At 75.6% G+C, this 25,561-nt stretch carries 19 protein-coding genes; 11 read left to right on the forward strand and 8 right to left on the reverse strand.

The features are described from left to right. Positions 1–48 precede the first annotated feature (48 nt). Together WJX68_RS03530 and WJX68_RS03535 are read left to right on the forward strand one after the other, a co-directional pair. A complete protein-coding gene (locus tag WJX68_RS03530) occupies positions 49–645 on the forward strand; it encodes a hypothetical protein (protein ID WP_340286105.1) in 597 nt (198 codons plus the stop codon). Next, positions 642–1,862 carry a hypothetical protein gene (locus WJX68_RS03535; RefSeq protein WP_340286106.1) on the forward strand — a complete coding sequence of 407 codons (1,221 nt, stop codon included), beginning with the start codon at positions 642–644 and terminating at the stop codon, positions 1,860–1,862. Before WJX68_RS03530 ends, WJX68_RS03535 begins: the two co-directional genes overlap by 4 nt. Before the next feature lie 66 nt (positions 1,863–1,928). Here the strand turns inward: WJX68_RS03535 and WJX68_RS03540 are convergent, their stop codons facing one another. Then, positions 1,929–3,485, reverse strand: coding sequence for an acetolactate synthase large subunit (locus WJX68_RS03540; RefSeq protein ID WP_340286107.1), 1,557 nt, complete (start codon positions 3,483–3,485; stop codon positions 1,929–1,931). 139 nt (positions 3,486–3,624) lie between these two features. On the opposite strand from WJX68_RS03540, the gene WJX68_RS03545 reads away from it, so the two are divergent. Beyond that, positions 3,625–5,151, forward strand: coding sequence for an MFS transporter (locus tag WJX68_RS03545; protein ID WP_340286108.1), 1,527 nt, complete (start codon positions 3,625–3,627; stop codon positions 5,149–5,151). 22 nt (positions 5,152–5,173) lie between these two features. On the opposite strand, the gene WJX68_RS03550 is transcribed toward WJX68_RS03545, so the two are convergent. The 4 genes from WJX68_RS03550 to WJX68_RS03565 form a co-directional block, all read right to left on the reverse strand. Then, positions 5,174–6,505, reverse strand: a complete 1,332-nt coding sequence (locus WJX68_RS03550; protein ID WP_340286109.1) for an MFS transporter — start codon at positions 6,503–6,505, stop codon at positions 5,174–5,176. Positions 6,506–6,575: 70 nt separating this feature from the next. After that, entirely contained in the window at positions 6,576–7,835 is a 1,260-nt protein-coding gene (locus WJX68_RS03555) for an MFS transporter (RefSeq protein WP_340286110.1), read from the reverse strand. Positions 7,836–7,878: 43 nt separating this feature from the next. Then, entirely contained in the window at positions 7,879–8,898 is a 1,020-nt protein-coding gene (locus WJX68_RS03560) for a DNA topoisomerase IB (RefSeq protein ID WP_340286111.1), read from the reverse strand. 28 nt (positions 8,899–8,926) lie between these two features. After that, the gene (locus tag WJX68_RS03565) at positions 8,927–9,937 is read right to left on the reverse strand and encodes a glycosyltransferase family 2 protein (protein WP_340286112.1); all 1,011 of its coding nucleotides are present in this window, start codon (positions 9,935–9,937) and stop codon (positions 8,927–8,929) included. A 249-nt stretch (positions 9,938–10,186) separates the two neighbouring features. On the opposite strand from WJX68_RS03565, the gene WJX68_RS03570 reads away from it, so the two are divergent. Then, positions 10,187–11,077 carry an ATP-grasp fold amidoligase family protein gene (locus WJX68_RS03570; RefSeq protein WP_340286113.1) on the forward strand — a complete coding sequence of 297 codons (891 nt, stop codon included), beginning with the start codon at positions 10,187–10,189 and terminating at the stop codon, positions 11,075–11,077. A gap of 36 nt (positions 11,078–11,113) precedes the next feature. On the opposite strand, the gene WJX68_RS03575 is transcribed toward WJX68_RS03570, so the two are convergent. Then, positions 11,114–12,532 carry a lipopolysaccharide biosynthesis protein gene (locus WJX68_RS03575; protein WP_340286114.1) on the reverse strand — a complete coding sequence of 473 codons (1,419 nt, stop codon included), beginning with the start codon at positions 12,530–12,532 and terminating at the stop codon, positions 11,114–11,116. 222 nt (positions 12,533–12,754) lie between these two features. On the opposite strand from WJX68_RS03575, the gene WJX68_RS03580 reads away from it, so the two are divergent. Together WJX68_RS03580 and WJX68_RS03585 are read left to right on the forward strand one after the other, a co-directional pair. Next, positions 12,755–13,990: an FAD-dependent monooxygenase gene (locus tag WJX68_RS03580; protein WP_340286115.1), complete on the forward strand. Its 1,236-nt coding sequence runs from the start codon at positions 12,755–12,757 to the stop codon at positions 13,988–13,990. A gap of 136 nt (positions 13,991–14,126) precedes the next feature. Beyond that, positions 14,127–15,473 carry an FAD-dependent monooxygenase gene (locus WJX68_RS03585; RefSeq protein WP_340286116.1) on the forward strand — a complete coding sequence of 449 codons (1,347 nt, stop codon included), beginning with the start codon at positions 14,127–14,129 and terminating at the stop codon, positions 15,471–15,473. Here the strand turns inward: WJX68_RS03585 and WJX68_RS03590 are convergent. Next, entirely contained in the window at positions 15,419–16,909 is a 1,491-nt protein-coding gene (locus WJX68_RS03590; protein WP_340286117.1) for an APC family permease, read from the reverse strand. The genes WJX68_RS03585 and WJX68_RS03590 overlap by 55 nt on opposite strands. Before the next feature lie 188 nt (positions 16,910–17,097). Here WJX68_RS03590 and WJX68_RS03595 point away from each other — a divergent pair, with 188 nt between their 5' ends. Genes WJX68_RS03595 through WJX68_RS03610 form a run of 4 tightly spaced genes read left to right on the forward strand, consistent with a single transcriptional unit; the run spans position 17,098 to position 20,974 of the window. Continuing rightward, complete coding sequence (locus WJX68_RS03595; RefSeq protein ID WP_340286118.1) at positions 17,098–18,036, forward strand: hypothetical protein; 939 nt, start codon at positions 17,098–17,100, stop codon at positions 18,034–18,036. A gap of 43 nt (positions 18,037–18,079) precedes the next feature. After that, positions 18,080–19,006: a cation diffusion facilitator family transporter gene (locus WJX68_RS03600; protein WP_340286119.1), complete on the forward strand. Its 927-nt coding sequence runs from the start codon at positions 18,080–18,082 to the stop codon at positions 19,004–19,006. A 37-nt stretch (positions 19,007–19,043) separates the two neighbouring features. Next, on the forward strand, positions 19,044–20,186 hold the full coding sequence (locus WJX68_RS03605; protein WP_340286120.1) for an oxidoreductase: 1,143 nt from the start codon (positions 19,044–19,046) through the stop codon (positions 20,184–20,186). Beyond that, positions 20,183–20,974 (forward strand): alpha/beta fold hydrolase, encoded by a 792-nt coding sequence (locus tag WJX68_RS03610; protein WP_340286121.1) that lies wholly within the window; start codon positions 20,183–20,185, stop codon positions 20,972–20,974. Before WJX68_RS03605 ends, WJX68_RS03610 begins: the two co-directional genes overlap by 4 nt. A gap of 25 nt (positions 20,975–20,999) precedes the next feature. Here the strand turns inward: WJX68_RS03610 and WJX68_RS03615 are convergent, their stop codons facing one another. Further along, positions 21,000–24,416, reverse strand: coding sequence for an ATP-binding cassette domain-containing protein (locus tag WJX68_RS03615; RefSeq protein WP_340286122.1), 3,417 nt, complete (start codon positions 24,414–24,416; stop codon positions 21,000–21,002). A gap of 271 nt (positions 24,417–24,687) precedes the next feature. Here WJX68_RS03615 and WJX68_RS03620 point away from each other — a divergent pair, with 271 nt between their 5' ends. Next, positions 24,688–25,518: an alpha/beta fold hydrolase gene (locus tag WJX68_RS03620; protein ID WP_340286123.1), complete on the forward strand. Its 831-nt coding sequence runs from the start codon at positions 24,688–24,690 to the stop codon at positions 25,516–25,518. Positions 25,519–25,561 lie beyond the last annotated feature (43 nt).

Raw genomic sequence — 25,561 nt, forward strand, 5'->3', positions numbered from 1 at the left:
TCAACCACGCTACGTGTTTCCGGACGACACGAACGGGTACTGGTGTCCATGACCGACATCACACTGATCATCGTCGTCGCGGTGGTGGTGATCGTCGTCGCGGTGGTCGCCGTGGCCGTCGCGACGATGCTGCGCCGGCGCCACTCGGCCCGTCTGCGGGACCAGTTCGGACCGGAGTACGAGCGCACGATGCGTGACGCGGACGACCCGCGCGACGCCGAGAAGGAGCTCGAACAGCGCCGCAAGCGGCACGACTCGCTGCAGCTGCGCACGCTGGAGCCGCAGGAGCGCGACGGCTACCGGCAGCGCTGGCAGCAGGTGCAGCAGAGCTTCGTCGACGACCCGTCCCGTGCGGTGCACGACGCCGACGCCCTGGTCGCCGACGTCATGGCGGCCCGCGGCTATCCCGCCGAGGACGTCGACCGGCGCGCCGAGGACCTCTCCGTGGCCTACCCGGTGGTCACCCAGCGCTACCGGGAGGCGCGGGCCGTCTCCCGCGAGCACGCGGCCGGGCGGGCGGGCACCGAGGACCTGCGGCACGCCGTGACCAGCTACCGGGCCCTGATCGACGCCCTGCTCGACGACAGCGACGGCGGCCACCGGCCGGCCGGACCGGACCACGACCGACGGGAGACCCGGGCATGAGCGAGCACCAGGGCAGCGGCAGCCGCGCATCGCGGCTGGCCGACTCCATCAAGGACAAGTTGGTGGGGCGCAGCGAGGACGAGCGCGACGCCGGCTGGGACCGCCGGGAGGCGGCCGGCAGCGCCGAGCACGACGCGGGCGTCCCGCCGCAGCGCGAGCAGGACCCGCTCGAGGGCGACCCCGACGCCCCGCCGCTGTCCGGTCCGGGGGCTGGCCCCGGGGCCACCCCTGGTGCCGGGCGCCTCGCGGAGGACCGCGCCCCGGCCGGTGACGCGTACGCCGCCGGGCCCGGTACCGGCGCCGCCGCACCCGCGGGCGGACCCGGACCGGACGCGCACGCCGTGCCGGACCGCGGCGGTCACCCCGCCGGCCACTCCGGCGGTCACCCCGACGACCACCTCCGCGGGCCGGCCGGGGGGCCCGGACCGGAGGGCGGCGCGCACCGGGCCGCCCCCGGCGCGCCGCCGGCCGGCGGTCCCGCCGACGGCGGGCACCTCGGTGAGCCGGGCACGGGCGGCGCCGGGCTCGCGGACCGCGCGGGGGGCACCGACCCGGCGCGGACCGGCCCGGACGGCCGCGACCCCGCGGGCCGGCCCGGCACCGCGGTGCCGCAGGGCGGTCCGGCCGGTGTGGCCCCGGCGGGCCCCGGACACGGGACCGGGCACGCGGCCGGCACCACGGACCCGCACGGCCGGGTCGCGGACCCCGGAGCCCCGGTCACGGACCCCGGGGCGCCGGCCGACCCCGGGGCACGGGCCGCGGACCCCGGAGCCACGGTCTCCCTGCCACGGGAGCAGGGCGACGGCCGCGGCGCCGTCGCCGACCCGCGCGGCCCCGCCGGTGCCGCCGACGGGCGCGGCGCCGGTCCCGGGACCGGGCCGGGGGGCGCTCCCGGTGACACTCCCGGTGACGCCGCTCGCGGCGGCCACGGCCCCGGCCCGGACGGCGGCGGCTCGTCGCTGATCCCGGCCGAGCGGGCCCGGGAGTACCAGGACCGCTGGACGACGCTGAAGGGCGAGTTCGTCGACGAGCCCCGCCGCGCCGTGCACGGTGCGAACGCGCTGGTCGGGGAGATCCTCGACGAGATGGAGGCGCTGTTCCGCCGCCAGCGCGACGACCTGGAGCAGCAGTTCTCCCGCGACGACGCCTCGACCGAGGACCTGCGCCAGGCGCTGGCCCGCTACCGGGAGTTCTTCGACCGGCTCCTGTCGCTGTAGGCGACGCGGCACGGCGCGCGCCGCCCGGGACGGATCCCGTGCGGCGCGCGACCGTGCGGGGCGGGGTCAGCCGAGTGCGGGGACGACGGCCTCGATCAGGTGCGGGCCGGGCTCGGCGTGGGCGCGGCGCAGCGCGTCCAGCAGGCCCTCGGTGGTGGTGACCCGCTCGGCGGGCACGCCCATGCCCGTCGCCAGCGCGGTGAAGTCCGGGGTCGGGTCGGACAGGTCCAGCATCCGCCCGGCCCGGCCCGACCGGGCCGCCTCGCCGGCGCCCGTGCGGGTCAGCTCGACCCGCAGGATCGAGTAGGCCGCGTTGTTGATCAGTACGGTCGTCACGTCCAGGCGCTCGCGGGCCATCGTCCACAGCGCCTGCAGCGTGTAGAGCGCGCTGCCGTCGGCCTGGACGGCCACCACCGGCCGGTCCGGGGCGGCGACCGCGGCACCGACCGCCGCGGGCAGCCCCATCCCGATCGCCCCGCCGGTGAGCGCCAGCTGGGTGTGGCGCGGCGCGGTCTGCAGCGAGACCGCCAGCGACGCGGCCGCGGTCAGCGCCTCGTCGACCACGATCGCGTCCCGGGGCAGCGTCGCCGCGACGGCCGCGCACAGCCCGCGCACGTCCAGCGGCCCGGGGGCGGGCTCGGGCGCCTCGTGCGGCGCGACGACGGCCGCGGCGTCCCCGGCGACGGCGTCGGCGAGTTCGACCAGCGCGGCCGTCGCGTCGGTCGCGGCGTCGGCCAGCCCGAGGACCGCGGCGCCGTCGGGGACCAGGTCCCCGGGCACCCCCGGGTACCCGAAGAACGACACCGGCGAGCGGGCACCGGCCAGGACCAGCGACGACGTCCCGTCGAGCTGGGCGATCGCCTGCTCGGCGAAGTAGGCCAGCTTGTCGATGCGGGTGCGCCCGGCGCCGGTCTCCCAGCGCCGCGGGAAGGTCTCCACCAGCAGCCGGGTCCCGGTCGCCGCGGCGATCCGCCCGGCCGCGTCGACCCCCTGCTCGGTGAGCGCGGGACCGCCCAGCAGCAGCGTCGCACCGGGCGCGCGGACCGCCGCTGCGGCCGCCGCGACCCGGCCCGCGTCCGGCGGGAACGGGACCGCCGCGGGCAGCGGCGGGGCCGGCTCGGCACCCGGGGACCAGGACACGTCGGCGGGCAGCACCAGGGTCGCGACCTGCCCGCCCCGCTCGCGGGTCGCGGCCAGCGCCCGCATCGCGTCGGCGGCGACGTCGCGCACGTCGCCGCTGGTGTGCACCCACCCCGACACCGTCCGCGCGACGGCGGCGATGTCGGACTCCAGCGGCGCGTCGAAGCGCACGTGGTCGGTCGCGTGCCCGCCGACGACACACAGCACGGGTGTCCCGGCGCGGCGCGCGTTGTGCAGGTTCGCCAGCCCGTTGCCCAGCCCCGGCCCGAGGTGCAGCAGCACCGCCGCCGGGCGCCCGGCGACTCGGGCGTAGGCGTCCGCGGCGCCGGTCGCGACGCCCTCGAACAGCGCGAGCACCCCGCGCATCCGGGGCACCGCGTCCAGCGCCTGGACGAAGTGCATCTCCGAGGTGCCCGGGTTCATGAAGCAGACGTCCACCCCGGCGTCGGTCAGCGAGCCGACCAGGGCCTCGGCGCCCCTCACGCGCGGGTCCCGGTCGTCGGGGGGAGCGGCTCTGTGATCACGGCGGGAGTCATGGCGCGAGTCCACACGATGTGACGTCCGCGCGCACGGCCCGGGTTCGAGTTGCGCCCGGCCGTCGCAGGGCGGGGAATGGGACGTTGTGAGCGACGACCCCACCGCCGGCCGCACCGCCCCCGGCGACGAGCGCACCGCCGACGGCGAGCACACGCCCGACCCGCGTCGCTGGCGGGCGCTGTCGGTGTGCCTGGTCGCGGGGTTCATGTCCCTGCTCGACGTCAGCATCGTCAACGTCGCGCTGCCCGCCATGCAGGCCGGGCTGCGCGCCTCGGCCGCCCAGCTGTCCTGGATCGTGTCGGGCTACGCCCTGACGTTCGGGCTGGTCCTGGTGGCCTCCGGGCGCCTGGGCGACGACCGGGGGCGGCGCCGCATGTTCGTCACCGGCCTGGCGCTGTTCACCCTCACCAGCGCCGTCGCGGGGTTCGCCCCGGGCCCGGAGGTCCTCGTCGCGGTGCGGCTGGTGCAGGGCGTCGCCGCCGGGCTGCTCTCGCCGCAGGTCGTCGGGTTCATCCAGGACCTGTTCCGCGGGCCCGAGCGGGGCACCGCGTTCGGGATGTTCGGCGCCGTCGTCGGGATCTCGACGGCGGTCGGGCCGCTGCTGGGCGGGCTGCTGCTGGCCTGGGCCGGCGACGCCGACGGCTGGCGCTGGGTCTTCTTCGTCAACATCCCGATCGGGGTCGCCGCGCTGGTCGCGGCGGCCCGGCTGCTGCCCGCCGACACCGTCTCCACCGGTGGCCGCCGCCCGCTGGACCTCGCCGGGGCGCTGCTGCTCGGGGTCGCCGTCGTCGCGCTGATGCTGCCGCTGGTGCTGTCCGAGCGGGATCCCGCGTCCGCGCCGTGGTGGCTGCTCGCGGTGTTCGTCGGCGCGCTCCTCGCGTTCGTGGTCTGGGAGCGGCGCGCCAAGCGCGTCCACGGCCACCCGCTGATCGACTTCGCGCTGCTGCGGACCCGCAGCTACGCCGTCGGCGCGACCCTCGGCATGACCTACTTCGCCGGGTTCACCTCGATCTTCTTCGTGCTCACCCTCTACCTGCAGAACGGGCTCGGCTACAGCCCGCTGCAGACCGGCCTGACGATGACCTCGTTCGCGCTCGGCTCCGCGGTCACCTCCGCGCTGGGCGGGCGGATGGTGTCGCGCCTCGGCCAGCCGATGGTCGTCACGGGGCTGGCGACGGTGCTCGTCGGGCTGGTCGTCACCGACGTCGTCCTGGCGGCCACCGCGGGCAGCCCGTGGACCGGGCTCGCGATCGCCGGCCCGCTGCTCGTGGCCGGGGCGGGCGGCGGCCTGGTCATCGCCCCCAACCAGACGCTGGCGCTCTCGGAGATCCCGCACACCTCCGGCGGCACCGCGGGCGGGGTGCTGCAGACCGGGCAGCGCATCGGCACGGCCGTCGGCCTGTCCGCGGTCGGCGCGGTGTTCTTCGGCCGGCTCGCCGCGTCGCGCGGTGACTGGGCCGACGCCATCTCGCACGGCCTGATGATCACCGTCGGGCTGGTGGCGCTGGCGCTGCTGCTCGGGGTGGGCGACCTCGTCGCCGCCCGTCGCCGGGCGCGGGCCTCCGCCGTCGCGGGGCCGGCCCGCGCGACCGGTCCGGCCGGGGGCCGCTGAGGCGCCCCGGCCGGAGCCCGGCTCAGCCGCGGGCGGCGGCGGGGCGCACGCCGTCGCGCAGGCCCGAGCGCAGCGTCTCGGTCATCAGGTACGAGCACACCAGCGAGACCAGCGCGATGCCGACGACGTAGCCGGCGACCGCGTAGAGCGAGCCGGTCGCCGCGACGAGCGCGGTGCACAGCAGCGGCGCGAGCCCGCCCAGGATCGAGGCGATCTGGTAGGCCAGCGACGCCCCGGAGTAGCGCATCTCGGTGGAGAACTGCTCGGCGAAGAACGCCGACTGCGGGCCGTACACCGCCGAGCGCGCCACCTGCACGATCAGCCCGCCGAGCAGGAACAGCCACACGCTGCCCGTCGACACGAGCCAGAAGTAGGGCACCGCGAACACCGCGAGCAGCGCCATGCCGCCCACGAACATGGGCCGGCGCCCGATCCGGTCCGAGAGCAGGCCGAACGCCAGGATCAGCGGGATGTCCGACAGCGACAGCACCGAGTTGGCGGCGAGGATCGTCGTGCGGTCGTAGGACAGCTGCTGGGTGGCGTAGGTGACCAGCCAGACCGAGCTGACGTAGAACGTGGAGTTCGTCGCGAGGAACGACCCGGCGGCGAGCAGGATCTCCTTCGGGTAGGTGCGCAGCGCCTCGAGCACCGGCATCCGGTTCGCGGCCTTCTCGTCCATCGTCTTCTGGAAGACCGGCGACTCGTGCACGCCGAGCCGGATCCACATGCCGACCGCGATCAGCGCGATGCTCGCCAGGAACGGCACCCGCCAGCCCCAGGCCAGGAACTGCTCGTCGGTCAGGGTCGCGGACAGCACGGCGAACGTCGCCGTCCCCAGCACCAGGCCGAGCGGGACGCCGACCTGCGGCCAGCTGCCGTAGAACCCGCGACGGTGCGCCGGCGCGTGCTCGACGGCCATCAGCGCCGCCCCGCCCCACTCGCCGCCGACGCCGAAGCCCTGCAGGAACCGCAGGACGACCAGCAGCACCGGGGCCCAGATGCCCAGGGTGTCGTAGCCGGGCAGCAGGCCCATGCCGACGGTCGCGGCGCCCATCAGCAGCAGCGAGTACACGAGCATCGGCTTGCGCCCGACCCGGTCGCCGAAGTGTGCGAACACCGCGCCGCCCAGCGGGCGGGCGATGAACCCGACGGCGAACGCGCCGAAGGCGGACAGGGTGCCGGTGACGGGGTCGACCGACGGGAAGAACACCTGGTTGAAGACCAGTGCGGCGGCCGTGCCGAAGATGAAGAAGTCGTACCACTCGATGGTGGTGCCGACCAGGCTGGCGGTGGCGACCTTGCGGGAGGACCGGAGTGCGGGTCCCGGCGACGCCGGCGGGACGGTGGAGGACATGCGCCGGACCGTATGGGGCGGTCCGATTCGTGTCGAGACGCACGGGAGATCCTGTCGGATCCCGTTGCGACTATGTCGCCGGGGACCCCGGTCCCGCCGCCCGCCCGGTACGGGCGAGCGCCCGCGGCAGCACCCCCGCCGCCAGCAGCACCGTGAGCCCCGCCACGGGCACGACGAGCAGCCCGGTCCGCAGCGACGTCGCGTCGGCGATCACCCCGACCACCGGCGGGGACACCAGGAACCCGACCCGCATGAGCCAGGTGACGATCGTGAGCCCGGTGCCCGGTGCGAGCCCGGGCAGGTGGTCGGCGGCCGTCATCGCGGCGGGGACCAGGGTCGCGACGCCGAACCCGGCGACGCCGAACCCCGCGACCGTGCCGGGCACCGACGGGAACGCCAGCGCGAGCCCCATCCCGGCGAGCACGAGCCCGCCGCCGCTGCGGGCGACCGCCCGCTGCCCGAACCGGTCGACCATCCGGTCCCCGATCAGCCGGCCGACGAACTGGCAGCCCTGCAGCGCGACGAACCCCAGGCCGGCGACGGCGGCGCCCGCCCCGAGCCCCTGCAGGTACACCGCGGCCCAGGTGGCGCCGGAGTCCTCGACGAGCGTCCCGGACGTCGCGATCAGCCCGAACACCACGAGCAGCAGCACGGTGCGCGGGGCGAGCCCGGACCACGGCCGGGACGGCGCGGCGGCGGTCTCCCCGCCGGCTGCGGCGTCGGCGTCCGGCCCGGCGTCGGCGCGGTCGTCGGAGTCCGGGCCGCGCAGCAGCAGCGGGTACACCGCCAGCGCGATGAGCACCGACAGCAGCGAGGACAGGCCCAGGTGCACCGGCAGCGGCAGGGCGGCCCCCGCGGCGGCGGCACCCATCAGCCCGCCCACGACCGCCCCGACCGACCAGACGGCGTGGAAGGAGTTGAGGATCGAGCGGCCGTAGCGGCGCTGCACGCGCAGGCCGTGCGCGTTCTGGGCCACGTCGACCACGGCGTCGGAGGCCCCGGTGAGCAGCATCGCCGTCGCGAACAGGGCCCAGGACGGCGCGAACCCGACCAGGACCACGCCGAGCGCGATGACCACCATGCCGAAGGAGGCCACCCGCGCCGAGGTGAACCGCGCGATCAGCGGCCCCGCGGTCAGCCCGGCGAGCAGCGCCGCGAACGGCATCGCGGCCACCGCCAGGCCCAGCTCGGTGTTGGACAGCGCGAGGTCGGCCTTGATCTGGGGGAAGCGCGGCAGCAGGTTGGCGTAGACGAGCCCGTTGGTCCCGAACACCAGTGCCACCGCCAGCCGGGCACGTCGTTCGGTCCGGCCCGCCGTCAGCTCCAGCACACAGCCGAGGATGCCCCACCGGGGCGGCGGCGCACGCGGGCGGTCACGTCTCGCGCTCGAGCAGCCGCAGCACCGCGCGCTCGACACCGGCCCGCGTCCGGTGCTCGTCGGCACCGCGGGGGATCCGGCGCAGACCGGCGGCCACGGTCCGGCCGCCCTCGAAGGCCGTCACCACCCGCGGGTCGACGTAGCTGGAGCGGGCGACGGCGGGGGTGTTGCCCAGGGCCGCCGCGACGCTGCGCATCGCGGCGGCCTCGGCCCGCGTCAGGGCGGTCGCGGACATGTCGCGACCGCCACCGGTGCCGTGCTCGGCGAAGGCGACGGCGGCGACGACGGTGGCGTTCCAGGTGCGCAGGTCCTTCGCGGTGTGCACGGCGGCGGTCAGCGAGCGGAAGTGGTCGTTGACGTCGTCGGAGTGCACCTCGCGCCAGCCGCGGCCGTCGCGGTGCACGAGGAAGCGCTCACCCTGCGGGCGGGCCCGGCGCAGCGACCGCACCAGCCGGACCAGGCCGTCGTCGCGGATCCGGACGCGGCGGTGGATGCCGCCCTTGGCGGTGTAGGAGAACTCGCAGCCGTCGCCGCGCAGCCGGACGTGCTCGCGGCGCAGCGTGGACAGCCCGAACGTGCCGTTCTCGCTGGCGTACTGCTCGCCGCCGGTGCGGAACACACCGAGGTCGAGGATGCGCATCGCGCCGGCGAGCACCCGGTCGCGCCCGGTGCCGCGGCCCTCCAGGGCGTCCGCCACCCGCTCCCGGAAGCGCGGCAGGCGCCGGGCCAGCTCCAGGACGCGGTCGTGCTTCTCGGTGTCGCGGTCGGTGTGCCAGCGCGGGTGGTAGACGTACTGGCGGCGGCCGGCGTCGTCGTAGCCGACGGCCTGGATGTGGTCGCGGTCCCGATCGGAGATCCACACGTCCCGCCAGGCGGGCGGGATCACCAGCTCCTCGATCCGGGTCCGGACGTCCGCGCCGACCGCGGTGCCGGTCGCGTCGTGGTAGCTGAAGCCCTTCCCGCGACGGCGGCGCGTGATGCCGCCGCGGTACGGGGTCGCCCTGCTCAGTCGCACGCCGCGGGGTACCCGCGACGCGCCGGGATCACCCGCGCAGCGACTGGATCCGTCCCGCCGTGCGCAGCGCGCCGGACACGCCCTTGTAGGCGCCGCTGCGCGCGGTGTCGCGCAGGGTCCGCAGCTGGGCGCGGCGCTCGCGGCCCGCCCCGCTCCACGCCAGCAGCGAGCGGCCCCACGAGTCCTTCGCGAGCTCCTTGGCCCCGGCCTCGCGGGCCAGCAGCGCCCAGCGGTCGCCGAAGTCGTCGAGGCCGTCGCGGTAGGCGAACACCGCGGGCCGGACGTAGGCCATGCCGGGGTGCAGGCGGCTCATCCGCGGGGCGTAGTCGGCGATGACCTTGTCCAGGCACTCGAAGCGGCGCACGCGGTTGGAGCTGATCGACCCGGTGCGCATCAGGCGCATGTCGAGCAGCCAGCGGCGGGTGCCCCACATCAGCGGGTAGTGCGACCCGGCCGCGATCCGCAGCCACATCTCGAAGTCCACCGCCGAGGGCAGCGAGCAGTCGAAGCCGCCGACCTGGTCGAAGCAGGCCCGGCGGATCATCAGCGAGCTGCCGTTGTGCGGCGGGTTGTTCTCCACCAGCTGCTTGTCGATGTCGACCCGGCCCGACGGCTGCCAGCGCAGCGCCACGACCTGACCGGACTCCAGCATCACCCGGGTGTGGCAGTACGCCATCCCGACCCCGGGCGGGGCGGTGTGCAGGGTCTCGAGCATGTGGGAGAGGAACTCGGGGTGCCAGCGGTCGTCGCCGTCGAGGAAGGCCACGAACGGCGCGGCGCTCTCGGCCAGCGCCCGGTTGCGCGCGGCACCCGAGCCGCCGTTCTCCACCTGGATCAGGCGCACCCGCGGGTCGCGCTCGGCGCGCGAGCGGACGATCTCGGCGGTGTCGTCGGTCGAGCCGTCGTCGACGACGAGGTACTCGAACCGCGACTCGGTCTGCGCGAGGACCGAGTCGATGGCCTCGCCGATCCACGGGCCGACGTTGTACGCCGGGGTGATCACGGTGACCAGGACGTGGGAGTTCCGCGCGATCGACACTGTCGAGGCTCCTTCCGGGGGTGCGCCCGTTGCCGGCGTCGTCGGCCCCGCTTCCACCGTAAGGGGGTGACGCAGAGTCGGCCGGTCGGCCTCGGTTGGGCCGACGGTGTGGCGCTTCGTCCGAATCTGCAACGAGTTCGGCCACGTGAGGTGACGCCTGTGCGGCATCCGGGGTTGCCTGTCGGGTCACGCCCACCCGGTCCGGGGGCCTGGTCCGGGACGTGTCACCCGGCCGCTATCGTCCGGAGAATGTCGTTCGACGCCCGGGTGATGCTGTCCCGCCGGCTCCGCTTCCTGCCGCACCGCGCGTTCGCGATCGCCCACCACGCGTTGTTCCAGGGCGAGCTCACGACGTTCCGCAGGCCGCGGACGTGGTCCCAGCTGCTCGCCGCGAAGAACCTCGCCGAGCAGTCCGAGCTGGTGCACGTCACCGCGGACAAGTACCGGGTGCGCGAGCACGTGGCCGAGCGGATCGGCGCCGAGCACCTGATCCCGCTGATCCAGGCGGTGGAGCGGCCCGAGGACCTCGACCTCGAGGCGCCCGCCGGGCCCTACGTCGTCAAGGGCACCCACGGCTGCGACATGACGATCCTGGTCCGCCACCCCGCCGCCGCCGACCACGCGAAGATCCGTTCGACGGTGGCGCGCTGGCTGCGGACCGACTTCTTCACCCACGGCTGGCGCGAGCGTCCCTACGAGGGTCTCACCCCGCGCGCGGTGGTCGAGGAGATGATCGGCGACGGCACCAAGCCGCCCGCGGACTACAAGTTCTTCGTCTTCCACGGCGAGCCCGCGATGGTCGTCATCGACCAGGACCGGTTCACCGCCCACACCTCGACGATGCTGCACCCCGACTGGGTGCCCTTCCGCATCTCCGGGCGGTTCTCCCAGGCCGACGCGCTGCCGGAGAAGCCCGCCTCCTACGAGCGGATGCTGGAGATCGCCCGCACGCTGGGCAAGGACTTCACCTTCTGCCGCGTCGACCTCTACGACGTCGACGGCCACGTCTACTTCGGCGAGATCACCCACAACCCCGGCGGCGGGCTGGTGCGGCTGCGCCCGCGCGCCTTCGACCGGGCGCTGGGGAACCTGTGGCGCACCGGGACGCCGATCCCGGAGAAGTTCATCCGGCGTTCCTGACCCGGCCACCGCGCCGCCGGGCGCGGGGCGGGGCGGTCAGTCCCGCACGCGCGGGATCTCGTGGGTCCGCGCGTCCGGACCGCCGATGGGCCGGGTGTCGTCGTCGTGCGGACCGTCACCGGGACCGGCCGGACCGTCGCCCGGCTCCTCCGGGGGTGCCGGCCGGCGCAGCCAGCGGTACACCGACGGGGCGAAGGCGATCGCCAGCACCAGCTCGCCGGCCAGCCACATCCAGCCGACGGCGTCGACGCCGAGCGTCGGCGCGAGCAGCGGGATCCCGCCGAGCACGATGACGCAGTGCACCAGCTGCTGGGCCGCGAGCCCGAAGGTCCGGTTGGCCAGGCGCTCCTTGGTCATCCACAGCGTGACGACCACGCGCGGGAACATCGAGGCCATCAGCAGCTGCAGCAGCGTGGTCGAGTTCTCCACGTACTGCGGGCCGTAGAACCACAGCAGCAGCGGCGCGGCCAGCGCGATCACCAGCGATGCGGGCAGGACCAGCAGACAGATGCGCCGGAGCACCGCGCGGGCGAACACGTGCGCGTGCGACGGCCGGCGCGCCCCCTCCACGACCAGCGCGGAGGTGATCGCCATCGACAGCATGCTCATCGCGAGGAACACCGTCTGCGCCGGGAGCAGGTAGGCGCTCGCCGCCTGGCTGATCGTCATCACGACCAGCACCGGCAGGAACGACGACATCGCCTGGTTGAACACCTGGCCGAGGTAGTCGCCGCCCATGTAGCGGGCCAGCGTGGCGCGGTCGGGGGCGCCGGCGTCGGGCTCGGCCGCGGTCTCCGCGGCGTGCCGGGGCAGCAGCCGCTTCGAGATGAGCAGGGTGAACGGCACCAGCAGCGCGATGACAGGCGCGCTCCACGAGGTGAACACGCCGTCGGCGACCGCGGTGTAGGCGACGACCACGAGCAGGCCGAGCTTCACGACGCCGTAGACGCCGTTCTCCAGCACCACCCACATCGCCGAGCGCAGCCCGGTCAGCACCTGGTCCTGCAGGTTGAAGACGGACCACGCGGCGGTGGACACGACGAACCAGGCCGCGAAACCGGGGGAGACGTGCAGGGGGTCGCCGGGGTCGTAGGCGTAGTGGCACCAGGTCATCACCGCGCCCGCGCCGACGACGGCGACCACGGTGCTCACCCCGTAGGCCAGGCGCACCAGCGAGGCCGAGTCGCGCCCCGCCGTCGGCAGGAACCGGATGATCGCCTGACCGAAGTTCAGGCTGGTCAGGACCGAGATCAGCATCATCAGGTTGACCAGGGCGTTGCCGCGGCCGACCTCCTCGGTGCTGAACACCCGCGCCGCGAACACCCAGTAGAGCAACCCGAACCCGGAGTTGACGACGGTGTTGAGCATCAACGCGTACGCGTTGCGGTAGAGCGGGTTGCCCATCTCGCGGCGGACCGAGCGGACGCGCCCGGCCACCAGCTCCCCGACGCTCATCGTGCGCACCGCCCGGCGGCGGCGCGGGAGGTCCCGCAGAGTGCGTGCACACGACCACGCTAACCAGGTGTCGACCACCCGGGTGCCCGGGGGCGGGGGCCGGTGGACGCGCTGTGACCGGCGGGTACGCCGGGACGGCGGTCAGCACACCCGATCGCCGCTCGCAACCGCTGCGCTACGGTGCATCCGTTCCGGTGACGCAATGAACCGAAAGGGGTCCGCGTGCGTATCGCCTGCGCGGGAGGGGGGCCGGCCGGCCTCTACCTGGCCGTCCTCGCCAAGCTCCGGTCCGGCGGCCGCGACGAGGTCGTCGTGTACGAGCGGAACGAGGCGGGCACCACGCACGGCTTCGCCGTGACCTTCGGCGAGGACATGCTCGACGACGCCTTCCGCAACGACCCCGACGGCGGCGCCGCGCTGCGCCGCGCGTCGCGGCTGTGGAACGCCCAGGAGATCCGGGTCGCCGACCACAAGCCCGTCCACGTCGGCGGCAAGTACGGCTACGCCATCGCCCGCGTCGACCTGCTCGACGTGCTGGCTCGCCGCGCCGAGCAGCTGGGCGTGCGGATCGAGTACGGCGCCACCGTCGACCGCGGCGACCTCGACGCCGACCTGGTCGTCGCCTGCGACGGCGTCGGCAGTCGCATCCGCACCGCGCGCGCCGAGCACTTCGGCACCACGGTCGAGGAGGGCGCCAACCCCTACGTCTGGCTCGGCGCCGACAGCGACTCCGACACCTTCGTCTGGGACTTCCAGCCGACCGACGCGGGCTGGATGTGGATCCACCTGTACCCGTCGTCGAACGGGATCAGCACCTGCATCGTCGAGTGCGAGCCCGACACCTGGGAGGCGCTCGGCCTGGACCGGATGTCCGGCGCGGAGGCGGTCCGGCTCGTCGAGTCGGTGTTCCACCGCACGCTCGCCGGCACCCGGCTGATCGAGCCGCTCGGCGGGCTGGGGGACAAGCCCTGGCTGCGCTTCCGCGAGGTCCGCAACCGCACCTGGCGCGACAGCGACCTGGTCCTGGCCGGCGACGCGGCGCACACCACCCACTTCGGCATCGGCTCGGGCACCGTCCTGGCGATGCAGGACTCGATGGGCCTGGCCGACGCCCTCTACGGCGTCGCGGGCGAGTCGGCCGCGGCGGATCTGACCTGCCCGAACGGGCGCGGCGCCGCCCTGTCGGCCTACGACGCCCGGCGCCGCGCGCAGATCGGCCCGATCCAGGACGCGGCGCGGCGCAACATGCACTGGTTCGAGCAGGCCGGGCGCCAGCTGGAGCAGGTGACCGACCCGGTGGACTTCGCGTGGTCGCTCACCGACCGCCGCGGGGACATGGGCAAGCTGCACCGCACGCTGCACAAGGCGACCCAGGTCCCGGCGCTGCGCCAGGTCCGGCGCGGGCTGACGACCGCCCGGCGAGTGCGGCGCTCGGCGCTGCGCGGCCGCCCGAGCTGAGCGACGGCGGCCCGGGCCGTTCGCCGACGCCTGCCGCGTCGTCACCGACCGTGCCCGGACCCGCCGTCCACGCACGACGGTCGCGTTCGTACCCTCGACCGGAACGAAACCTGATGATGTCCGATTGGTGGCTTTTGTGAAGATCGTCGTCGTCGGTGGCGGACCTGCCGGTTTGTACTTCTCCATCCTCGCCAGGCTGCGCTCGGGCGGGCAGGACGAGATCGTCCTCGCCGAGCGCAACGCCCCCGGCACGGCGTCCGGCTTCGCGGTCACGCTCGGTGAGGACATCCTGGACGAGCTGTACCGCACCGACCCGCTGGGCGCGGAGCGGGTGCGGTCCGCCGCGCACGTCTGGGACTCCCAGGTGGTCGAGGTCTCCGGGCGCGCGGTCCACCTCGGCGGGCGCTACGGCTACTCCATCGGCCGCGCACGGCTGCTGGAGGTGCTGGCCGAGCGGGCCCGGCAGGTCGGGGTGAAGCTCGAGTTCGACACGGCCGTCGCGGCCGACGGCGACGTCGCCGCCGACCCGCTGACCGCCGACGCGGACGTCGTCGTCGCCGCGGACGGGGTCAGCTCCGCCCTGCGCGCCGCCCGGTCCGACGCCTTCGGCACCCGCATCGCGCACGGCAGGAACCGCTACGTCTGGTTCGGCACCAGCAAGCCGTTCCGCCCGTTCACCTTCGCCTTCGAGAAGACCCACGCGGGCTGGATCTGGTTCCACGCCTACCCGGCGGCCGACTGCGTCAGCACCTGCATCGTGGAGTGCACGCCCGAGACCTGGACCGGGCTCGGGCTGGACACGGCGGCCCCCGACGAGGCCATGCGGATGCTCGAGCAGATCTTCGCCCGGTCGCTGGACGGCCACGCGCTGATCGCCCCGCCCGGCATGGGGTCCTCGCCGTGGCTGCAGTTCCGCGAGGTGCGCAACATGTCCTGGCGCGACGGCAACGTCGTGCTGGCCGGCGACGCCGCGCACACCACGCACTTCGCCATCGGCTCGGGCACCGTGCTCGCCGTCGCCGACTCGATCGCGCTGGCCGAGGAGCTCTACCCGCGGGGCACCCGCGGCACCACCGACGTCGAGGCGGCCCTGGCCGGCTATGACGCCCGCCGCCGCGCCGCGATGGCGCCCGTGCAGCGGATGGCCCGGGCGAGCATGGAGTGGTTCGAGACCGTCCCGGAGCGCCTCGAGAACGCCGACGACGCGCTCGCCTTCTCCTGGTCGCTGCTCGACCGCCGGAACGACCAGGGCCGCATCAACGAGCGGCTGCACCGCGCCACGCAGGTCGAGGCGGTCCGCCAGCTCCGCCGGCGCCTGACCGACGCCCGCCGGGTCCGCCGGGCGCTGGCGCGCGGCGAGATCACCCCCCGCGAGGCCCTGCAGCGCTGCGCGGCGGCGCGCCCGCGGGTGCGGGCGCGCCGCACGGCTCAGACCCGGTCTCCGGCCTCGCCGCGGGCGAGGAACGAGTGCGTGCGGCCGTAGAAGGCGTAGACCAGCAGGCCGATCACCAGCCACCCGACGAACCGGATCCAGGTGTCCAGGTTCAGGTTGAGCATCAGGTAGAGGCAGGCCAGCGCCGTCAGGGCCGGCACGACCGGCGAGAACGGGACGGTGAAGGGCCGCTCGAGGTCCGGGCGGGTCCGGCGCAGCACCGGCACCGCGATCGCCACGATGATCATCGCCGAGAGCGCGCCGATCGAGACCATGTCGGCGAGCGCGGTGATCGGGGTGAACGCCGCGATCACCGCGCAGACCACACCGCCGATGATCGTCATGCGGTGCGGGGTGCCCCAGCGCGGGTGTGCGGTGCCGATCTTCTCCGGGAGCAGGCCGTCGCGGCCCATCGCGAAGCCGATCCGCCCGATCGTCACGAGCTCGACCATCATCACCGACGTCAGGCCGGTGACCGCGCCCAGCGCGATGAGCGCGCCCACCCAGCCCAGCCCGACGCTGGAGAACGCCGACGCCAGCGGCGCGCCGGTGTCGATCTCGGTGTAGGGGACCATCCCGGTCAGGACCAGCGAGACCCCGATGTAGAGCACCGCGCAGATCCCGAGCGCGCCGAGCAGACCGATCTTCAGGTCGCGGTTGGGCCGCTTGGCCTCCTCGCCGAGGTTGGCCAGCGCCTCGAACCCGGTGTAGGCGAAGAACACGACCGCGGCGGCGGTGAGCATCCCGCCGACGCCGTAGACCGTCGGCTCCAGCCCGAACACCCCGGAGACGACGGGCTGGGTGAACACCGAGCCGCCGCCCTCGGGCGCCTGGGCCGGCGGAACGAACGGCTGCAGGTTCGCCGGGTCGACGTAGAACGCGCCGACGACGAGGATCAGCACGCACACCGCGAGCTTGACCAGCACCAGCAGGTTCGTCAGCCGCGACGACTGCTGGATCCCCGCGACGGCGACCACGGTCAGCACCGCGATGACGAGTACGGCGCCGACGTTGACCGTCGCGTCCTCGCCGAACCACTCACCGGGCAGGCCGAACAGCGAGGCCAGGTAGCCCGACCAGCTGCGTGACACGACGGCGAGCCCGAGCCCGAACTCCAGCAGCAGGTCCCACCCGATGATCCAGGCGAAGACCTCGCCGAGGGTGGCGAAGGCGTAGGTGTAGGCCGAGCCCGCCGTCGGGACCGAGGAGGCCAGCTCGGCGTAGCAGACCGCGGCGAGACCGGCGACGACCGCGCCGATGACGAACGAGAGCGTGACCGCGGGTCCGGCGTGCTGCTGGGCCTCGACACCGGCGAGGGTGAAGATCCCGGTCCCGATGATGATGCCGACGCCGAAGCCGACCAGGTCACGTGCCTTGAGCGTGCGCTTCAGCGGAGTGCCGTCCCCGCCGTGACCGTCGCCGTCCCCGTCGCCGGACCGGCTGCGTGCCAGGATCCGTTCCACCGGCATCGTGCGCGTCCAGCCCACCCCGCCACCCCCACTCGCTCGATTGCGTTGCGGCACGGTATGCCGCGGACGGTGCGGTGTGCGCGGCGGGGCGCGCGGGCGATCCTGAAAATCCTGTGTGAACGTGTTGCCCGCTCTGTCCGGATCGGCGATCGGTGGTGCACCATCGGATACGGGGCGGCGCGCGGCCGCTGCCGTCCGGAGGGGCCGTGTTCCAGCGAGCGCACCGCCGTCGCCCGTCGCGGGCCGGCCGGGCCGCAGCCGCCGCGCTGCTCGCCGCGCTCGTCGCGGTGCCCGCGGTGTGGGGTGTGCTGCCCGACGGCGGCACCGGCGGCCGCGGCGGCACCGCCGTCGCGGCCGGCCCCGCGCCGCCGGTCCCGGACACGGCGCAGGCCCCGCCCGGCACGCTGCGCGAGCTCGTCGCGGCGCTGACCGGCTCGGCCGTCGCCGACCCGCTCGACCTGGCCCCCGGCGCGCTGGCCGTCGACCGTGCGGGGGAGGAGGGCCTGGAGCTGTCGTGGGCGCTGCTGCACACCGGCGACGGCCGCTGGACCGGCTCCGGGGACGCCGCGTCGGCCCGCACCGAGGCCGAGTCGACGATCAAGGCGTGGCTGGCCGCGGACACCCTGCGCGCCGCCGCCCGGACCGGTCGCCCGCTGCCCCGGGCGGTGCGGGCGGACATCTCCGCGGCCGTGCGCGCCTCCGACGACGCGGCCGCCGAGCGCCTCTACCGCGCCCTCGGCCGGGACGCGAGCATCGCCCGGCTCGGCCCCGAGTGCGGCGTGGCGGTGCGGACCTCGCGTCCGGGCTGGTGGTCCTACACCCAGCTCACCCCGCTGGACTCCGCCCGCATCCTCGCCTGCGTCCGCGAGCGGGCCCCGGGGTGGCCGGGCGGCCGGGAGCTGCTCGCCGACCTCGCCGCCGTCGCGCCGGACGGCCGCTCGGGCATCCACGCCGTGCTGCCCGCCCCGGTGGCGGAGAAGAACGGCTGGACCCTGCACGGCGGCGACGGCTGGAACGTCAACTGCGTCCTGGCCTGGGCGGACCGGTCGCTGGCGGTGCACACCACCTACCCCGCCGACCGTGGCGTCGACTACGGCTGGCAGGTCTGCCGCGACGTCGCCGCGGACGTGCTCGCCGCGTCCTGATCGTCAGTTCTCATATGCGAATACATGCATGTATGGTGGCCGCATGGGGCACGGACACGGGCACGGCGCGACGGGGCACGGGCACGCCGGAGCGGGCACCGACCGGCGACGGCTGGCGACGGCGCTCGGCGTCACGCTGCTCACCGCCCTGCTCGGCGCGGGCGGGGCGCTGCTCACCGGCTCGCTGGCGCTGCTCGCCGACCTCGGCCACCTGCTCACCGACGCCGGCGCGCTGGTCGCGGCCCTGATCGCGAGCGTGCTCGCCGCCCGCCCGGTCACCTCGGCCCGCACCTATGGGATGGGCCGCGCGGAGGTCCTGGTCGCCGCGCTGAACGCGCTGACGCTGGTCGCCGTCGTCGTGTGGGTGGGGATCGAGGCCGTGCAGCGGCTGTTCGAGCCCGCCGAGATCCCGGGGTTGCCGCTGCTGGTCGTCGGTGCGCTCGGGCTGGTCGGGAACCTGGTGTCGCTCGCCGTCCTCGCGGGCGGGGACCGCGCCAACATGAACATGCGCGGCGCGATGCTGCACGTGCTCGGCGATGCGCTGGGCTCGGTCGGGGTGCTCGCCGCCGCCGTCGTGCTGCTGACGACCGGCTGGCCGTACGCCGACACCGTGGCCTCGCTGTTCATCGTCGCGCTGATCCTGCCGCGGGCGATCGCGCTGCTGCGCGAGGCGGCCCACGTGCTGCTGGAGGGCGCCCCCGCGGGCGTCGACGCCGACGAGGTCAAGGCCGCGCTGCTGGGCGTCGAGGGCGTCGCCGGGGTGCACGACCTGCACGTGTGGTCGATCAACGACCGGACCCCCGCGATGTCGGCCCACGTCGTCGTCGACGAGCAGGTCTCCGCGCACTGCGGCGACGGCTCGGTCCTCGACCGCGCCGCCCACGTGCTGCGCGAACGCTTCGGGCTCGACCACTCGACGCTGCAGGTCGAGCACCGGGCGCACGCCGGGCACGAGGACCACTGCGGCTGAGCGTGATCATCGCGGCCCGGCCGGGTATCCCGGTGCCATGGCGCACCTGTTCAGCCCGTACACGCTCAAGGGTGTGACCCTGCGCAACCGGATCGCGATGTCGCCGATGACGATGTACCGCTCCGAGGGCGGGCGGATGGGCGACTTCCACCTCATGCACCTGGGTGCGCGGGCCGCGGGCGGGTTCGGGCTCGTGTTCGGCGAGCAGATCGCGGTCACCGAGCAGGGGCGCACCTCCGTGCACTGCGCCGGGCTGTGGGACGACGAGCAGATCCCGGGACACGCCCGCACCGTCGCGATGATCGAGGCCATGGGCGGGGTCGGCGCGATCCAGCTCGCGCACACCGGCCGCAAGGGCAGCGAGCAGCTGCCGTGGGAGGGCAAGGCCCAGCTCGCCCCCGACCACCCCGACGGCTGGCTGACCTCGGGGCCCTCGCCCGTGCCGTTCGGCGGGCCGAAGCACGACCACGCCGTGCACGAGCTGACCGTGCCCGAGATCCGCGGGCTGCACCGCGCCTGGGCCGACGCGGCCCGGCGCGCCGCCGAGGCGGGCTACCGCTGGGTCGAGCTGCACTTCGCCCACGGCTACCTCGGGTCGAGCTTCTTCTCCCCGATCTCCAACCGGCGCACCGACGCCTACGGCGGCAGCCTGGCGAACCGGGCCCGCTTCCTGCTGGAGGCGCTCGACGCCGTCCGGGGGGTGTGGCCCGAGCGGTACCCGCTCACGATGCGCCTGGGCGCCGACGACCTGCACCCCGACGGCACGCAGTTCGACGACGCCGTCACCGCCATCGGCTGGATGCGCGAGCACGGGCTCGACCTGGCCGACCTGTCCTTCGGCGGCAACACCCCCGACTCCGACGACCGGATGCGCGGCGAGCAGGGCGCCTGGGTGCAGCGCGCCCGCCGGATCCGCGAGGCCGTCGGCATCCCGGTGGCGGCCAGCTGGAACCTCGGCGTCCCCCGGGCGGCCGACGACGCCGTCCGCTCCGGTGCGCTCGACGTCGTCATGCTCGGGCGGCCCGCGCTGGCCAACCCGCACTGGCCGGTGTGGGCGGCCCGCGAGCTCGGGCACGACGACCCGTTCTCCCTGGTCCCCGACGACTACGCCTGGTGGCTGCGGTCCATGCGCGGGCACCCGCTGAGCATCGGCTGGCCCGAGCCCGGGGCCGCCCGGTGAGCCCGCGGGCGGTCGCCGGGGACGGCACCGGGATCGGGTTCGACGTGCGGGGCGACGGGGAGCCACTGGTCCTGCTGGCCGGGCAGGCGAACTCGCGGCACTGGTGGAGCACCGTGCGCGGGGACTACGCCGCGTACCGCACCGTCGTCCTCGACACGGCGGGCACCGGGACCAGCGACGACGCCGCCGACCACGACTGGAGCACGCGGCGCTTCGCCCGCGACGTCGTCGCGGTGCTCGACGAGGCCGGGATCGCCCGCGCGCACCTGTACGGGACGTCGATGGGCGGGCGCGTCGCGCAGTGGGTGGCCGCCGACCACCCCGGCCGGGTCGGCGCGCTGGTGCTGGGCTGCACCACCGCGGGCGGACCGGGCGCCGTCGCCCCCGACCCGCAGGTGCTGCGCCGCCTCGCCGACCCCGGGGAGAACGGCGTCGAGCTGCGCCGGCTCATGGCGGGCCCGCAGGTGGCCGGCCCGCTGCCGGTCCTCGGCGACGACACGATGAGCCCCGCGGCACGGGCCGGGCACCGCCGGGCGAGCGCCCGGCACGACGCCTGGGCCGCGGTCCCGGCGATCACCGCGCCGACCCTGGTGCTGCACGGCGCCGACGACGAGCTCACCCCGCCGGCCAACGGGCGCCGCCTCGCCGACCGGATCCCGGGCGCGGAGCTGGTGGTGCTGCCCGGGGCGCGGCACGCGTACTTCCTGGAGCCGCGGGCGACTCGCGAGGTCCTGCGGTTCCTCGCCGCGCACCCGCTGCCCGCCCCTCCGGCGCCCGGCGCCCGGTGACGGGCCCGGGCGCGCGAGGGAGCGGTCAGCCGGCGAGGTGCGACCAGCGCGGTGCGAGCTCCTCCCACCGGCCCTCGTCCGCGACCCGCCCGCGGTCCAGGACGACCACCCGGTCCGCGCGGGCCAGCGCCGCACGCTTCGTGCTGGCCCCGACGACCGTGCTGCCGCGGCGGCGCAGCGCCGCCCACAGCTCGATCTCGGTGCGCACGTCCAGCGCGGAGGACACGTCGTCGGCGACGATCAGCTCGGCGCCCGTGGCCAGCGCCCGGGCCATGGCCAGGCGCTGGACCTGGCCGCCGGACAGCCGGATGCCCCGGTGCCCGACCACGGCGTCCGGCCCGCCCGCCGCGGCGACGTCGCGGTCGAGCCGGGCGTCGTCGACGGCTGCCGCGATCGGCCGGTCGTGGCCGAGCGCGATGTTGTCCCCGAAGGTGCCCGACAGCACGCGCGGGACCTGCCCGACGTAGGCGACCTGGCCCGGCCGCAGGAACGTCTGCGGGTCGGCGACCTCGTGACCGTTCCACCGGATGACGCCCTCGTGTCCGACCAGCCCGGCCAGGCCCGCGAGCAGGCTGGACTTGCCCGACCCGACCTGCCCGGTGAGCAGCACCAGCGACCCGGCGTCGACGTCGAGGTCCACGCCCTCGACACCGACGGTGCCGTCGTCGTGCACGGCGGCGACCTTCTCCAGGCTCAGCCGGCGCAGCGGCTCGCGCCGCACCGGCTCCGGCGCCGGGGCGGTCCCGGCGCTCAGGTCGACCCCCGCGGGCAGCCGGGTGAGGTCGGCGGGGCCCGCGAGCGGTGCGACGGCCCGCAGCCAGCGCCGCGCGATCGGCGCCTCGGTGACCGCGGCCGCGCAGACCTGCCCGAGGAACCCGGCGCCGTTGAGCGTGGTCGAGACCAGCAGCGCGGTCGCCAGCGGCCAGGTCCCCGCCAGGTAGAACGTCCAGGTCAGGACCACGGCGCTTTGCATCAGGACGCCGGGCACGCCGTCGAGCAGCGTCCGGACCCGGTACTCGCGCACGGTGGCCCGCACCCGGTCGGCGTCGACGACACCGAGATGCGCCCGCACCGCACCGGTCGCGGCGGCCAGCTTCACCGTGCGCACCGACTCCAGGACCGACCCCAGCGCGGTGCCGAACCGGGCACGGGCGTCGGCGGCGATCCGCCCCGACCGGCCCGCGACCGGCGCCCCGACCGCGGCCACCGCGGCGCACAGCAGCAGGAACCCGCCGACGACGGCCGCGGCGCGGACGTCGGCGGCGACCAGCCCGGCCACCGCGACCACGACCACCGAGTTGGTGACGTCGACCCACCGGTCCACGTAGAGGATCATCCGGTCGGAGTCCAGCGCCCGGGCGACGACCTCGCCCGCGGGGGAGCGCGGCCCGCGGCGCTGCATCGTCTGCCCGCGCAGCACCCCCAGGCGCAGCCGCAGCGTCGCCGAGGACCACCAGCGCGGGTAGGTGCGGAACGCGACCGCGATCCACAGCGGGAACAGCATCAGCACCGCGGTCAGCGCGACGGCGGGCCCCCACGGCGTGCCGCCGCCCTCCAGGCCGGCGACGACGAGCCCCCACAGCCAGCCGGTGACCACACCGGTCGCCGAGCCCAGGGTGGCCAGCGTGAACATCGCCCCGCCGGTCAGCCCCCAGCGCGGGTGGGCGAACGCCAGGCGCACCACGACCCGCCACAGCGCGGGCGGGCGCACCGGCTCCGGCGGCGCGACCGGCCGCCGGGACGCACGGTGCAGCAGCGGCGCGTCGCGGTCCGGGGCCGTGGTGCAGGTGGCGCCGGCGGGTGCGGGAACGCCGGGGCCGGACCGGTCCGCGGCGAGCAGGTCGGCGTAGCGGCCGGGTTCGGTGGCGAGCCGTTCCCGGTCGCCGTGCTGCACGAGGCGCCCGTCGGCCAGGACGGCGACGGTGTCGGCGCGCCGGATCGTGGAGAGCCGGTGCGCCACGACGATCCCGGTCCGCCCGGCCAGCAGCGCCCGCGACGCCCGCGTGACCCGCTCCTCGGTCCGCGGGTCCATCCGCGCGGTCGCCTCGTCGAGCACGACGACGGCGACGTCGCGCACCAGCAGCCGCGCGAAGGCGACCAGCTGCTCCTCCCCGGCCGACAGGGCGATCCCGCCGGTGCCGAGGCGGGTGGCGAGCCCGTCGGGCAGCGCGGCGACCCACTCGTCGAGCCCGAGGGCGGCCACCGCGGCCGCGACGGCCGGGCGCGGCACCGCCGGGTCGAACAGGGTGATGTTCTGCTCGAGGGTCGCCGCGAGGATCTCGGTGCGCTGGGTGACGACGCCGACGGCGCGCCGCAGCGCGTCCAGGTCGAGGTCGCGCACGTCGGTGCCGGCGAGGAACACCTGCCCCCGGGGCGGCTCCACGGCCCGCGACAGCACCTTGGTCACCGTCGACTTGCCCGAGCCGGTCCGGCCGAGCAGCGCGCACGTCGTCCCGGCCGGGACGGTCAGGTCGATCCCGGCCAGGCGGAACCCGCCGTCGTAGCCCGCGGTGAGGCCGCGCAGCTCCAGCGGCGCGGGCCCCGGCGGCAGCGGCCGCCCGCCGGTGGGCTCGCGCTCGGCGTCGAGCAGCGAGGACACGCGGGTCAGCGCGCCCACCCCGGCCTGGATGTCGGGCATCCGGTCGACGACCGCGTCGACCTGCCCGACGAAGGCGGTCACCAGCAGCCACAGCGTGACCAGCGCCGCGATCCCGCCCGGGTCGCCCGCGACCAGCCACACCCCGCCCACGGCGACCACCCCGAGCAGGGCGTGCGCGACGAACCCGGTGCGCAGCCCGACCCGGGTCGCGACCCGGCACACGTCGTGGGTGCGCGCCACGACGACCGCGGCGCGCCGCGCGAACTCCGCGACGACGTGCGGCTGCCCGAGCGAGGTCCGCACGTCGTCCTGCCCGGCGACGGACTCCTCCAGCTGCGCGGAGTGGTCGGACCAGGCCGTCTCCTCGGCGACCTTGGCCCGCGCGATCCGCGGCGTCAGCGGCCGCGCCACCAGCACGACCAGCCCGGCGACCAGCGGGAACACCAGGAACGCCGGCCAGAACACCAGCCCGGCGACGAGCCACGCGACGACCGAGCGCAGCAGCGCCCGGCCGGTCTCCCACCCGATGCGGCGGATCAGCTGGGCGAGCTGGCGGCAGTCGTCGTCGACCCGGTCCAGCAGCTCGCCCACGGCCTGGTCCTCCAGCGCCGGCAACGGCTGGGCCAGCGCCGACCCCAGCAGGTCGGCCCGCAGCCGCCCCTCGGCGCGCGAGACCACCCCGGAGAACAGGACCCGGCCCAGCGTGTCGAGCAGCGCGGCGCCCAGCAGCAACCCCGCCAGCACCGTGACGAGCGTGACCGTCGGTCCGCCCACCACCGCCCCGACCACGGTCGCCGCGACCGCCTCGGCGACGGCGGCGACCACCGCCGCGGCCACCGCCACGCCCGACACCGTTCCACCCAGCCGACGCCACGACAGCGCGCGCACCTCAGACACCCCCGACACGGACCGCGCTGCGGGATCTCCGGCGTCGGTCGGTGATCGACGTTAACCGGCCCCACCGACGGAATCGCGCGGTTTTCCCCCCGCGGCGGCCCCCGATGAGTTCCGCCGCCCGGTGCGGTCGGTACCGGCGGACCCGACCGCGACCGTGGGAGACGACACCATGACCCGACCGACCCCGACCACACCGACGACCCCGACCGTGCCGACCGTGCCGATCACGACCGGGCACCTGGAGGTCGACGGCGTCGCGATCTACCACGAGATCCACGGCGAGCTCGGCGGGTCGCCCCCGCTGCTCGTGCTCGCCGGTGCGTTCATGTCCACCGACGCGATGGGCGCGTGGGTGGCCGGGCTCGCCGCGGGCCGCACCGTGATCGTCGCGGACATGCAGGGGCAGGGCCGGACCCCGGACACGCCCCGTCCGCTGTCCTACGAGCGGTTCGCCGACGACGCCGCGGCCCTGCTGCGCGCGCTGGGCGTCGACCGCGCGGACGTGCTCGGCTACTCGCAGGGCGGCGGTGTCGCGCTGCAGCTGGCGCTGCGGCACCCGGACCTGGTCGGGCGGCTGGTGTCGCTGTCGGCGACCTTCCGCCGCGACGGCTGGTACCCCGCGGTGCACGCGGCCATCGCGGGGATGGACGCGACGATGCTCGCCGGCTCACCCGTGGAGAAGGCGTTCCTGGAGCACACGCCCGACCCCGCGGCGTTCGCGGCCTGGGTGGAGAAGGTGAAGGTCCTCAACCTCGAGGACCAGGAGGTCCCCGACGAGCGGATGCGGTCGCTCACCGTCCGGGCCATGGTGATCGTCGGGGACGCCGACGGCGTGCGCCCGGAGCACGCGGTGCAGATGTTCACCCTGCTCGGGGGCGGGGACGAGCAGGCCGCCGCGACCGGGATGCTGCAGGACGTGCCCCGGTCGCGCCTGGTCGTGCTGCCCGCGACCTCGCACATCGGCATCTCGGGGGAGACGGCGACGCTCGTGCCGATGATCAGCGCGTTCCTCGACGACGTGCCCCCCGCGACGCCGGAGCTGTTCTGACCGCACACGACGGCCCCGGTCCGACGGGTCGGACCGGGGCCGC

This window comes from Pseudonocardia spirodelae, from assembly GCF_037727765.1.
Classification (GTDB): domain Bacteria; phylum Actinomycetota; class Actinomycetes; order Mycobacteriales; family Pseudonocardiaceae; genus Pseudonocardia; species Pseudonocardia spirodelae.